Annotated in this window: 11 protein-coding genes and 1 tRNA gene; 10 read left to right on the top strand and 2 right to left on the bottom strand. The window is 36.4% G+C overall.

All coding sequences use genetic code 11. The features are described from left to right. Position 1: 1 nt before the first annotated feature. A tRNA-Lys gene (locus CRS_RS11005) sits at positions 2 to 74 on the top strand. A gap of 182 nt (positions 75 to 256) precedes the next feature. Here the strand turns inward: CRS_RS11005 and panC are convergent. Continuing rightward, complete coding sequence (gene panC / locus CRS_RS11000) at positions 257 to 1,105, bottom strand: pantoate--beta-alanine ligase (RefSeq protein WP_142724115.1); 849 nt, start codon at positions 1,103 to 1,105, stop codon at positions 257 to 259. Between the two features lie 171 nt (positions 1,106 to 1,276). On the opposite strand from panC, the gene CRS_RS10995 reads away from it, so the two are divergent. The 9 genes from CRS_RS10995 to CRS_RS10955 all read left to right on the top strand — a co-directional run bounded on the left by CRS_RS10995 (position 1,277) and on the right by CRS_RS10955 (position 11,867). Next, complete coding sequence (locus CRS_RS10995) at positions 1,277 to 2,047, top strand: glycogen/starch synthase (protein ID WP_142724114.1); 771 nt, start codon at positions 1,277 to 1,279, stop codon at positions 2,045 to 2,047. 13 nt (positions 2,048 to 2,060) lie between these two features. Then, entirely contained in the window at positions 2,061 to 3,713 is a 1,653-nt protein-coding gene (locus tag CRS_RS10990; RefSeq protein WP_142724113.1) for a DUF4270 family protein, read from the top strand. A 28-nt stretch (positions 3,714 to 3,741) separates the two neighbouring features. Further along, the gene (gene glmS, locus CRS_RS10985; RefSeq protein ID WP_142724112.1) at positions 3,742 to 5,595 is read left to right on the top strand and encodes a glutamine--fructose-6-phosphate transaminase (isomerizing); all 1,854 of its coding nucleotides are present in this window, start codon (positions 3,742 to 3,744) and stop codon (positions 5,593 to 5,595) included. A gap of 108 nt (positions 5,596 to 5,703) precedes the next feature. Then, positions 5,704 to 7,125, top strand: coding sequence for a gliding motility lipoprotein GldK (gene gldK / locus CRS_RS10980; protein ID WP_142724111.1), 1,422 nt, complete (start codon positions 5,704 to 5,706; stop codon positions 7,123 to 7,125). 57 nt (positions 7,126 to 7,182) lie between these two features. After that, the gene (gldL, locus tag CRS_RS10975) at positions 7,183 to 7,875 is read left to right on the top strand and encodes a gliding motility protein GldL (protein ID WP_142724110.1); all 693 of its coding nucleotides are present in this window, start codon (positions 7,183 to 7,185) and stop codon (positions 7,873 to 7,875) included. Between the two features lie 53 nt (positions 7,876 to 7,928). After that, on the top strand, positions 7,929 to 9,521 hold the full coding sequence (locus CRS_RS10970; protein ID WP_142724109.1) for a GldM family protein: 1,593 nt from the start codon (positions 7,929 to 7,931) through the stop codon (positions 9,519 to 9,521). A 22-nt stretch (positions 9,522 to 9,543) separates the two neighbouring features. Then, positions 9,544 to 10,482, top strand: a complete 939-nt coding sequence (gene gldN, locus CRS_RS10965; protein ID WP_142724108.1) for a gliding motility protein GldN — start codon at positions 9,544 to 9,546, stop codon at positions 10,480 to 10,482. 54 nt (positions 10,483 to 10,536) lie between these two features. Next, positions 10,537 to 11,571: an FAD-binding oxidoreductase gene (locus CRS_RS10960; RefSeq protein ID WP_142724107.1), complete on the top strand. Its 1,035-nt coding sequence runs from the start codon at positions 10,537 to 10,539 to the stop codon at positions 11,569 to 11,571. A 35-nt stretch (positions 11,572 to 11,606) separates the two neighbouring features. Then, positions 11,607 to 11,867 (top strand): SemiSWEET transporter, encoded by a 261-nt coding sequence (locus CRS_RS10955; RefSeq protein ID WP_142724106.1) that lies wholly within the window; start codon positions 11,607 to 11,609, stop codon positions 11,865 to 11,867. 69 nt (positions 11,868 to 11,936) lie between these two features. Here CRS_RS10955 and CRS_RS10950 read toward each other — a convergent pair whose 3' ends face one another. Next, a complete protein-coding gene (locus tag CRS_RS10950; RefSeq protein ID WP_142724105.1) occupies positions 11,937 to 12,371 on the bottom strand; it encodes an META domain-containing protein in 435 nt (144 codons plus the stop codon). Position 12,372 lies beyond the last annotated feature (1 nt).

The raw sequence follows: 12,372 nt of genomic DNA, 5'->3' as shown, positions 1-12,372 counted from the left end.
CGACTCGGTAGCTCAGCTGGTAGAGCAATACACTTTTAATGTATGGGTCCTGGGTTCGAATCCCAGCCGGGTCACAAGTTTACTGAAAAGTAAATTTTTTTCATATTAATATTTTGTGATTTGGTGTTTCAAAGGCTTCCTACAGGAGGCCTTTGATTTTTGTATCAATGCTGAAAATAAGACTATAAGAATTATCCTAAATAAAAATGCTCTGACGACTGCTGTCAGAGCATTTGTTTTTTTAGTATATTATATATTAATCCAGATGCATATTGTCAATTAATCTTACACCATCTACAACAACTACTATAAATGCTCTGAAATTTCTGTCCTTATAGAAGAAATCTGTTTCCTGCAGTGTCTTTTCATCCGCTATCAGGAAGTATTCGAGTTTCATTCCCTGCTGGTCATCGAAAATATCAGTTACTCTTTGCTTGATTTCTGGTATAGTAACGGTTCTGAACCAGTCGTTTACTTTTTTTAAAGTCTCATAGATAACTTTTGAAGCTTCTTTACGGTCTTCATGAAGTCTTTGGTTTCTTGAACTTAATGCTAATCCGTTTTCTGCTCTGTAAATAGGAACTCCGGTTATTTTAACAGGGAGATGTTTTTTCTCTACCATTTTTTTAATAATGGCAAGCTGCTGGAAATCTTTTTCACCAAAATAAGCATGGTCTGGCTGTACCTGTCTGAAAAGTTCTTCTACAACGGTTCCTACTCCGTCGAAATGTCCGGGTCTTGATTTTCCTTCCATCTCATTTTCCAAACCATCAAAATCATAATGCTGACTTTCTGTTTTTTCAGGGTAAATATCTGCAACTTCAGGAATGTATACAGCATCTACAAGCCCTGAATTCTGCAGAATAAGAATGTCCCTGTTAATATCTCTTGGATATTTTTCAAGATCTTCAGGATTATTGAACTGGGTTGGATTTACAAAAATTGAAGAAATGACAAGATCATTTTCTTTTCTTGCCTCTTCATACAGAGAAAGATGGCCTTTGTGTAAGGCTCCCATAGTAGGAGCAAAGCCAATTTTTTTTCCCATTTCCTTCTGTCTTTCAATGAAATCCTGAAGGACCTTCCTGTTTTTTATAACTTCCATAGTTTATTTTAATACTATTTCAAAAATACTAAAAATATCGCATAATAATATGGGGTTTTAATAAATTGGAAAAGGTAATTTTCGTAAAAAAATGTTAATTAAAATAATGTTGGATGTTTTTTTGTAATTTTGCACATTAAAGCATTTTTACAAAAATTAGATAGAAAGTTTATGCCGAATCAAAAAATACTGTACATTACTACAGAGATGTATCCATATCAGGAAGACACAAATATGGCTGCAGTGGTAAACAAAATGGCACTTAAGATGCACCAAGAAGGCAATGATGTAAGAGTTTTTATGCCAAGATTTGGACAAATAAGTGAGAGAAAGTTCCAGCTTCATGAAGTAATCCGTCTTTCAGGGATGAATATTATTATCAATGACCTGGATCAGCCTCTGATCATTAAAGTAGCGTCGCTTCCGGGGGAAAGACTTCAGGTTTACTTTATTGACAATGAAGAATACTTCAAAAGAAAGCAATATTATTTCGATGATGAAGGAAACCCTTTCGAAGACAATGACGAAAGAGCTATATTCTTTGCCAGAGGAGTTATTGAAACCATTAAAAAGCTAAACTGGGTACCCGATGTTATCCACTTGAACGGATGGATGTCTTCTTTCGTTCCAATTTATCTTAAAACTTATTACGAATCAGATACTTATTTCAAAGACGCAAAAATTGTACTTTCTCTTTACAATGAGAAAGATGCAGACCTGGATAAAAAAATAGATGAAAAACTTCAGTTTGATAATATTTCAGGATTAAAAGCGTTAGATAACCCAACTATTAAAAGTTTTGTTATCGAAAGTATGAACTATGTGGATGCCGTTGTGAAAGGGGATGAGTTCCTTGATGAAGACCTGGATAAGGCTTTCAATGAAACTGCTACCCAAAAGTCGGAATATCTGGACATAGATTCTATAAATCAACTTTATTAAAAACACATTTTTAATGACTCATAATCTTAAAAGGACCTTCGCCATACTTTTACTGGCGATTTTCGGAAGTACAATCCTTTATAACTGTGAACCTGATCCGGATTCTTTGGGCGAGCAGTTGTTCAATAATGATGCAGCGCAAGGAAATGAAGTTTCATATGACGTTATTGCGTACAACTATAATAATAATGACTCAATCAGAAGTGATGCGTCAAGATTAATTAACGGATTGAATGAAAGCGGTACCGCTTTAACTGTAGGAGTTCTTGGTGCTTTTACTGAAAATCAGTTCGGGATGCAGAGGGCATCTTATGTTACTCAGTTAAGAATGCCGGTAGATAATTTCGACTTTAACGGCGCCAATCCAAAAGTAGACTCTGTGGTTCTTGTCGTGAGACCACCTGCAAATACCACAACGAATACTTATTTTTTTGAAAGTGATTCATTAAAGACCAATACATTTGATAAAAGTGATTTTCCTGTAGATGGAGTGGCTACGGCTGTTTCGATTGAGAAAAAAACTTATCCTGTTCGTAAATACGGTAAAATTGGAGGTGCTTCAAAATCAATGAAAATCAATGTACATGAAGTAACTACATTCTTAGATACCAATGATGATAGTTTCAAACGTTCCAATAAGACTTTAAGTACTGGCGAACTGTTAGGATCAGGAGTATTTGATGGCAATGTCAGCTCTTTATCTGTTACGAAAAAATCCGATAACTCGGTTGTGTTTACAGGAAATCTTGGATTCAGAATAAAATTGAGCAATACAGACTTTTTCCAGACTCATATTCTTGATAAAAAGGGAAAGCCTGAACTTCAGGATGCAGCTAACTTTATCAGGTATTTTAAAGGAATAAAAATTTCTGTGGATGAAACAGACAGATACCTGTATCAGTTCTCCCCTAATGATCTGGAACTTATCATGTATTATAAATATGATAAAACGGACAACGGAACTACAACAAGACCGCAGACAACACTTAAATTCAACCTTGGAGCTCCTAATGCTCACCTGGGCCTATACGAATATGAAAGAGCAGGAACTTCAGTTGCAGGTGCGCTGGCATCAAGCAAGCCTTCTGAAGGTGACGCGAGACTTTTTGTTCAGGGAATGGGAGGTCCTTCTGTTGCTGTTAAAATTAAGGATGAGACGATTGCCCAGCTTAGAGATATTTACAACAAAGATAAAGCAGGTATTCTGAGTGCTAAGATCAGAATATATGTAGACCCTGCCAGCTGGAAAAATACTGGATCTACAGAAGACCGTAGATTTATCCTTCTTACAAACCCATTGGCAAATACTACAATTGATTACTCTAAACTGGCATTTACATCAGATTTACTGAACGGTCTTGGATTGTATTATTATAATAAAAGTAAAGACAATAAGCCTGAATATTATGATTTTATAGTTACCAAGGCATTAAAGGATATTGTTGAACAAAAAACAGAAAAAGACTCAAGTGGAAATGATCAGCCAGTAGTGAATAAGCTATTATATATCAGTGCAGGATCATTTGCTGCCAATGCTACCGGTACCCTTTTGGGAGTTCGTAATACAACAAGAGCATTTGATATGAACAGAATTATTCTTACGGGAACGGATAAAACAAATGAAAACAGAGTACAGTTAAAAGTGACGTACGCTACAAAAAAATAGAACACAATAAAACACTAGACAAAATAATATGTGCGGAATAGTAGGATATACAGGTTTTCAAGACGCTTACGAAATTGTAATTAACGGTCTTAGAAGATTGGAATATAGAGGGTATGACAGTGCCGGAATTGTTTTAGAAAGTCCAGATAATAAGCTGGAAGTTGAAAAGACAAAAGGTAAAGTTGAGGATTTGGTGAATATTTCGAAAGAACTGAAAGGGAAGTCTAAAATTGGAATGGGGCATACCCGATGGGCTACCCATGGTGTTCCAAGTGACAGAAACTCCCATCCGCATCTGTCAAATAACGGAAAGATCGCAATTGTACATAATGGTATTATCGAAAACTATGATACCATTAAAACCATGCTTACTGAAAAAGGCTTTACCTTCAAATCAGAAACAGATACGGAAGTATTGGTAAATCTTATCCAGTATTTTATGGATCTTAATTCTGATACTGATTTCCCGACAGCAGTAAGATATGCACTGAACGAGGTGTATGGAGCCTATGCGATCACTGTACTTCACGAAGATTATCCTGGAGTATTGGTGGTAGGAAGACTGGGATCTCCTCTGGCAATCGGGATCGGAGATAAAGAATATTTTATTGCATCTGATGCTTCTCCTTTTGTAGAATTTACAAAAGAGGCTATTTATCTAGAAGAAGGGCATATGGCAACCATTTCGCTTGAAGGTGGGGTTGATATCAGAACCATCAATGAGAATTCTAAGATTGAACCTGAAATTCAAGAACTTAAGCTAAGTCTTGAGCAGATTGAAAAAGGAGGATACGAGCATTTTATGCTTAAAGAAATCTTCGAACAGCCAAAATCTGTACATGATACCATGAGAGGTAGACTTCTTGTAGATGAAGGGATTATCAAAATGGCAGGAATCTGGGATCACGTAGAGAAATTTAAAAATGCCAACAGAATTATCATCATTGCCTGTGGAACTTCGTGGCATGCCGGTCTTATCGGAGAGTATCTGATAGAGGAATATGCAAGAATCCCTGTAGAAGTAGAATATGCGTCAGAGTTCAGATACAGAAATCCGATTATTACAGATAAAGATGTGGTAATTGCTATCTCTCAATCTGGAGAGACGGCTGATACAATGGCTGCTTTAAAACTGGCAAAAGAAAAAGGAGCATTTATATATGGTATATGTAATGTTGTTGATTCTTCAATCGCAAGAATTACAGATGCTGGTTCATATACGCATGCAGGTCCTGAAATTGGAGTTGCTTCTACAAAAGCATTTACTGCTCAGCTTACTATCCTTACATTAATTGCATTTAAATTAGGGAAACACAACGGAAATTTAGGAAATGCTGAATTTATGAGCTTAATTTCTGAGCTTGATGCTATTCCTAAGAAAATTGAAGAAGTGTTGAATACGACTCATGAGCTTACCCAGAATATTGCAAAAGATTTCGTGTCAGCAACGAACTTCCTTTATCTTGGAAGAGGATACAATTATCCTGCAGCCTTGGAAGGTGCATTAAAATTAAAAGAAATCTCTTATATCCATGCAGAAGGATATCCGGCTGCGGAAATGAAGCATGGTCCGATTGCCCTGATCGATGAGAATATGCCAATTGTAATTATAGCTCCTAAAAAGGGCCACTATGATAAAATTGTAAGTAATGTTCAGGAAATTAAGGCGAGAAAAGGAAAAATTATCGCTGTTGTGAACAAAGGAGACCGTCAGGTGAGCGAAATGGCAGATTATGTTATCGAAATCCCTGAAACTTCAGAATGTTTCTCTCCTATCGTTGCTTCCGTGCCTCTGCAACTGCTTGCTTACTACATTGCAGTATACAGAGGAGCCAACGTAGATCAACCGAGAAACCTTGCAAAATCCGTAACCGTGGAATAAAAAGTTGTTGTAAATAAAATAAATTTAGATTTCTTCCGTTATTTCAAAAAAAATCTTAAAAGTTTCTTAAAAAAATTATATATTTACGGCTTAATTATAAAAATTAACATGAAAAGGATATTTCTTTTATTATTGTCTGCGTCGGTAGCATCGGTATCTTGTTCAGGTGGTGGCAGCTCTTCTGTAGGGAAGCCAGGAACAAAAGGAGAATTGATACCAAGAGAAAAAACTAAATCATTTGTTGCGGAAAGACCATACGGAATGGTCGCTATTCCTGCAGGTTCATTTGTGGCTGGTTTAGCAGACCAGGATCCAACACATACACCTGAAAAAGCATCATTGAAGACGGTTACTGTTTCTTCTTTCTTCATGGATGAAGCAGAAACTACCAATGCGGAGTACAGAGTATTTATCAATTATGTAAGAGACTCTATCGCGAGAACTTTACTTGCTGAAGCTGCCGGAGAAGGCGGTGATGAAGGCGGACGTAGAGGAGCAAGCATAGGAGATTATGCATACCTTGCTAAAAAAGAAGAAAACTTAACACCTTATCAAGAATATATGGAAGGCCAGGGAGGCCGAGAAGATGGAGGATATGATGCCAGCAAAAGATTAGATTGGAAAATTCCTTTACACTGGAGCACATCAAAATATCCGGATGTAGAATACGCAGAGGTTTTAGAATCTATGTATCTGCCTACTTCTTCAAGAATTGGAAACGAAAGAATTCTAGATGTAAGCAAGCTTAAATATACTTACCGTTGGGGAGATATGGATGCTGCAGTTGCTGATAACGAAAGAGGAGCTAATTACCTGAGAAGCGAAAGTATTGCGATCTATCCTGATACTACCGTTTGGGTAAAAGATTTCCACTTTGCTTACAATGAGCCATTGTTTGAACAGTATTTCTGGCACAAGGCTTACAAAGACTATCCTGTTGTTGGGGTTACCTGGGATCAGGCAAGGGCTTATTGTAACTTCAGATCTAAATTGAAAACAGATTACAACGAAAGTTTAAAAAGAAAAAAACAAAGACCATTAGAGTTCCGTCTTCCAACAGAAACCGAATGGGAATATGCTGCAAGAGGCGGAATGCAAAATGCTACTTATCCTTGGGGAGGTCCATATTTAATGGACGACAGAGGTTGCTACCTTGCCAACTTCAAACCTAAGAGAGGTAACTACATGGAAGACGAGAAAAAGGGTACTTATACATATACAGCTCCAGTTAAGAAATTTAAGAAAAATGGGTTTGGGTTATTTGATATGGCTGGAAACGTTTCTGAGTGGACATCATCTTCATATAACAACTCTTCATACGGATTCTCTTCTACACTCAATCCTTCTACTAAAGATAAAAAGGATACTAAGAAGTCTGTAAGAGGTGGATCTTGGAAAGATATAGGATCTGCACTAATGACAGGTGCCAGAGACTGGGAAAGAAAAGATTCAGCGAGAAGTTATATCGGATTCAGAACAGTTCAGGATATTCCTGAAGCAGCAGTTAAGCCAAGAAGAATTAACAGATAACTAACCAGACAATTTTTCAATAACAATTTTATTTAACATTAAAAAAACTAACTCAATATGTTTAAGACTAAAGATGCTTGGATGAATTTCTTTTATTCATTCGGTGCTGCAATTGTAATTCTTGGAGCTTGGCTTAAAATTACTCACATTACACTGGGACCCATCAACGGGAATATGGCTCTTACAGTAGGGCTTATTACTGAAGCGATTATCTTTATTATTTTCGCATTTGACCCACCAAAAACTGAGGAGTCTTATGCCTGGGAAAATGTTTATCCTGAATTATTAGATAAACATGCCAATCCAAACCCTTTACACTCAAACGTTACTACTAAAAATACAAGTGCTCAGTTTGCTGAACTGGAAAACTCCCTTTCCAGCAAATTGGATAAAATGCTTGAAGATGCAAGATTAGATGTTCAGTTATTTGAAAGATTAAGAACAGGAATTGATAAATTTTCAAACTCTGTTGATCAGATCAATCAAACCGTTGACGTATCTGCTTCCACTCATAAATATAACGATCAGCTAAATAAAGCAGCTCAGCATATGGAAAGCATGAACGCACTTTATGCGATGCAATTGGAAAGCGGTAAAAAGCAATCTGAATTTGCCAACAAATATGTAGCAGATATGCAGAAATCTGCAGAGCAATCTGAGAAATTCAACCAAGAGTTACAAGGTTTAACAACTAATCTTAATAATTTAAACAGAGTTTATGGTGGTATGTTAACTGCTATGAAGTCTTAATTCCTAACCATTTCTAAATTTAACTACTTAATCAAAAAAACAAAGAAAAGAGAATGGCACAAGGAAAACAGACCCCTCGTCAGAAGATGATCAACCTGATGTATTTGGTGTTCATCGCGATGATGGCCCTAAATATTGATGCAGAAATCATCAGATCATACTATGACTCTACCAGAGCATTGAATGAGACAAGAACTCTAACAGAAAAGAAAAACGAAAAGATCTTTGAAAGAACCCTGGAAGCTAAAGCTCAACAGGTTCCCGATACCTATGCACAGCCTTGGGCACAATACAAAGTATTGAAATCTAAGATTGATGTGTTGGTAAATTCTGCTCAGGATGTCAAAAATTTATTAAAGAAACAATCTGAGTTTCATGATAAAGATCCTAAAACAGGAAAAGATATTGATGTAAGCGAGAATTTTGCTGCATTGAATAATAATGAAGCAACTACTGAATATTTCTTTAAGGAAGGAGATGAAAATACACCTTCAAAGAATGCATTAGATCTGAAAGCTAAAATTGATGATGTAAGAAACTATATCAATGCAACTTTTGGAAATAATCCTCAACTTAAAGATTTAGTGGAAAGAGCTAATAAGTCTCTAATTGCAGAATATCCTAAAGGAACATCTCCAAATGAAAAGACTTGGTTCCAAAATAAATTTTACCATCAGCCGCTAATTGCTGCAATATCTAATTTGGAAATTATCCAAAATGATGCCAGAAATGTACAGTCTGATGCATTGGCCCTATTACTTCAGGAAAAAGTAGATGCGAACATCAAGTTCTCAAGCTATGAGCCTATTGTTTCAGGTCCGGTAGATATCCAGGCTGGAAAACAGGCTGAAGTAAAAGTAATGCTGGGTACCTACTCCAACAGCAATAAGATCAGTATTTCTGGTGTTAGCAGAGTAGAAAACGGTAAAGGTATTATGCAGATTTCAGGTTCTGGAATTGGTGAACATAAATTAGGTGGTACCATTACATTGACAGATGCTTCCGGTAAGCCGCAAAGCTTCCCTTGGACGCATACTTATAATGTCATTGCAGGACCAAGAGAAGTAAAACTTGAGAAAGGATTATTGCTTTCTGCTGATAAAATGAATGTAATGTATAGAGGACTTGAGAACCCTGTTTCAGGATCAATCTTAGGGGCTGATAATTCTAAACTTTCATTATCTGCTGCAGGAGCTACTGTGAAGAGTACAGGTCAGGGTAAATGGGATGTAACACCTACTACAGGAAATGTGGTTAAGTTGACATTATCAGGTACGGATCCATATGGTAAGACAGTTTCTCAGGTATTTGAATACAGAATTAAGAATATCCCTAGACCTCAGGGTCAGATCAGAGGTAAAGCAGTAAACTTTATGCCGGCAGGTTCTATACCTAACCAGATTGTTTCAGCAACTTTACCAGATTTTGATTTCCCTGTTTCATTCACTGTAAACAGCTTCATTATCAAGCTGCCAGGAAAAGCAGGTACTCTGATTCAGGGTAGCTCATTATCAGGGGCAGAGGGTATGCTTAGAAATCTTAGACCTGGTGATGTAGTTCAGATCTATGATATTCAGGCGACTGCTACAGGACTTGGAAACCAGAAGCTTAAGGAAATTTCACCTGTAATTATTAATGTTCAATAAGGTTAATTTGTAAAATCATATTATGAAAAAATATATTAGCACCCTTTTAGTTTTAGTTTCGGGATTTGCTTTTTCCCAGACTATTCTGAATGCTGCTTCTCCTGAAGAATTTAGACAGATGAGAGCTGAATCTATGAGAAAAGCAGGGGATACTGTTATCAGCAATAAAGTAAAACCTCTTGAATATGGTTTCGTTGATGAGAAGGATATTTACAAAAGTATGTTTGTTTGGGAAATCATTGATATGAATGATAAGATCAACCAGCCATTCTACTATGATAACCCGGATGGTCTTCTTTCAACTTCTACAAGATCTTTATATCAGTTATTACTAGATGGAGCTCTTAAAGGTGACATCAAGGAAGTTTATGATGACGAAAACTTTGTTACAAGACTTACTCCGGAAGCCATTCAGAAAAGATTGGAAAGTGTAAGATTAGATGAAGAGGCGATCGATATCCTTAACTCAGGAAGAACTCTTACAGAAGACGAAAAGAAAAGATTAACCGATATCATCAGAACCACTACTGATAAAGTAAAAGTTCTTAAAGTAATGGGTATGTGGTTTATCGATAAAAGAGATGGTCAAATGAAATACAGACCTCTTGGTATCGCAGCCATGGGGCCAGATCCTACATCTGTAGGGAGAATTGGTCCTGATGGGCAGCCTTTAGCAGGAGCTGATGAATTGATCGACTTATTCTGGATCTACTATCCAAGTGCAAGAGATATTTTGGCAAACAATTATGTTTTTAATAGAAAAAACTCTTCTGCTGACTTATCTTTTGATGATATCATCAATGCAAGAAGATTCTCTTCTATTATCTATAAATCTTCTGCCGGTTTAGGAGACGGTACCATCAAAGACTATATCCCTAAAAATGCTGATGAGCAGCTGGAAGAAAGTGATAGAATCAAAGCACAGATTCTGGAAATGGAAAATGATATGTGGAATTACTAGATTTCACTTGATATTTATACAAAACCTGAGTATTTTTACTCAGGTTTTTTTATTATGAGAAATGTAGATTATATTATTGTAGGAGACGGGTATGCAGGGCTTTTTCTGGCTCATCAGCTTATTAAACATCATAAATCCTTTGTGATCTTTTCTGAAGGAAGAAAAAGTGCTTCTCAGGTTTCAGCGGGGATTATCAATCCTGTTGTTCTGAAAAAATTTACCACCTTCTGGAAAGCACAGGAACAAATAGATTTTCTGAAGGAAAGTCTTCAGGAAATACAATCCTATACCGGAGAAAACTATCTTATTAATGATCCTATTCACAGAATTTTTCATGATGAGAATGAACAGAATCTATGGTTAAAGAAATCCGGAAATGAAGAGCTTAAAAATTTTCTTGATCAGAATTTTGATCGCTTAAATGGAGTAAAAAATGATTTTCTCTCCGGAAAGGTAAATCAGTCTGCCAGGCTTAATGTTAATGGATTTTTCATTGGTTTATTCAATTATTTTGAAAAAAATGATCATTTGGTAAAAGAAAAATTTGATTACACAAAATTGAATCCATCCGAAGCCACTTATAAGGATTTTAATTTCAAACATCTTATTTTCTGTGAAGGAATGGGAGTAAAGGAGAATCCTTATTTTTCTGAAATAATGGTGAACCCCAACAAAGGTCACCATATAAAAGTAAAACTCTCTCAACCTATTCCTGAAAATATAACCATTAAGAAGAAACATTTCTTATTCCCAACCGGAAAGGGGCTTTACTTTTATGGAGGAACTTACGACAGAGAGCAGCTTCATCATCACATTGATGAATCAGCAGTCACACAATTGGTCAATGGACTTTCTGAGTTTTATCCTTACGATTTCGAAGTGAAGGAAGTGCATTTTGGCTTCAGACCTACGGTAAAAGACAGGAGACCGATTATTGGCAGACACACCATATTCAGTAACCTGTATGTTTTTAATGGATTGGGAGCTCGCGGTATTCTCAATGGATGCTATTTTGCAAGAGATCTGTTCCGTTTTATGGAAGAAGGTATTCCTTTGCATGAAGAAGTTTCACTGAATAGATTTCAATAAGGTATTGAGGCAAATACAGGTAAAGCTGAAAATTTATGAATGAAAATGTATTAGGTATAGTAGCCGGAGTTCTTACTTCCGTATCCATGATTCCACAACTTGTAAAGGTAATCAGAGAGAAGAATGTTGAAGATATTTCTTTACTTATGCTTTTAGTCCTTATTTCGGGGCTGTCTTTGTGGGTGTGGTATGGTTTTAAAAAAGACGAGCTGCCCATTATCTTGTCAAATTCATTTGCTGTTCTGGTCAATATCAGTCTTCTGATCTGCTATATAATGTACAGCAGGAGAAAATAGCACTACCCATATATAAAATACGCCCCGTGATCACGAGGCGTATTGTATTTTTATTTAAGTGAGATTCAATTACTGAAGAACAAATTTGGCTAGAGGAGCCATTCTGGCTTTGTTCAAAGTAAGGGTATTTCCATTGACAGAGTAATTGTCCGCTGCAAGGATCGCTTTTGTAAACTGGTTTTCAATATCAAGATCTTCACAAGCCATCATGGTAGACATTCCCTGATTGAATTTAATTCTCATAACCTCAGGTTTAATTTCGAATGTACCGCCTAAACCGTTACATCCGGCATGACCTGAATACCTCATCTCATTCATATCAAGTTTGAAATAAGGATTGTTTTTAGGATTTTTCAGTTCAATAGGCTTCCCGTTCAGTTCAGTAAGCTTCCATGTTTTTCCTGTAATATCAGCAGTTGCTTTTTGAGCATTCTGTGTTTTGCAGGAAACAACCAAAAATGTTGCGATAACAAGTGCCGATAGATAATAATATAAACTTTTCATA

Source organism: Chryseobacterium sp. ON_d1, from assembly GCF_006829085.1.
Taxonomy (GTDB): Bacteria; Bacteroidota; Bacteroidia; order Flavobacteriales; family Weeksellaceae; genus Chryseobacterium.
Note: the sequence above shows the minus strand (reverse complement) of the source record. Positions and strands in the feature narration are given on the sequence as shown.

Bases quoted from the DNA above. Each gene is read 5' to 3' on its own strand.
- CRS_RS10990 (WP_142724113.1), top strand. From the start codon at position 2,061: ATGACTCATAATCTTAAAAGGACCTTCGCCATACTTTTACTGGCGATT.
- panC (WP_142724115.1), bottom strand. From the start codon at position 1,105: ATGGAAGTTATAAAAAACAGGAAGGTCCTTCAGGATTTCATTGAAAGA.
- glmS (WP_142724112.1), top strand. From the start codon at position 3,742: ATGTGCGGAATAGTAGGATATACAGGTTTTCAAGACGCTTACGAAATT.
- CRS_RS10970 (WP_142724109.1), top strand. From the start codon at position 7,929: ATGGCACAAGGAAAACAGACCCCTCGTCAGAAGATGATCAACCTGATG.
- gldL (WP_142724110.1), top strand. From the start codon at position 7,183: ATGTTTAAGACTAAAGATGCTTGGATGAATTTCTTTTATTCATTCGGT.
- gldN (WP_142724108.1), top strand. From the start codon at position 9,544: ATGAAAAAATATATTAGCACCCTTTTAGTTTTAGTTTCGGGATTTGCT.
- CRS_RS10995 (WP_142724114.1), top strand. From the start codon at position 1,277: ATGCCGAATCAAAAAATACTGTACATTACTACAGAGATGTATCCATAT.
- CRS_RS10960 (WP_142724107.1), top strand. From the start codon at position 10,537: ATGAGAAATGTAGATTATATTATTGTAGGAGACGGGTATGCAGGGCTT.
- CRS_RS10955 (WP_142724106.1), top strand. From the start codon at position 11,607: ATGAATGAAAATGTATTAGGTATAGTAGCCGGAGTTCTTACTTCCGTA.
- gldK (WP_142724111.1), top strand. From the start codon at position 5,704: ATGAAAAGGATATTTCTTTTATTATTGTCTGCGTCGGTAGCATCGGTA.
- CRS_RS10950 (WP_142724105.1), bottom strand. From the start codon at position 12,371: ATGAAAAGTTTATATTATTATCTATCGGCACTTGTTATCGCAACATTT.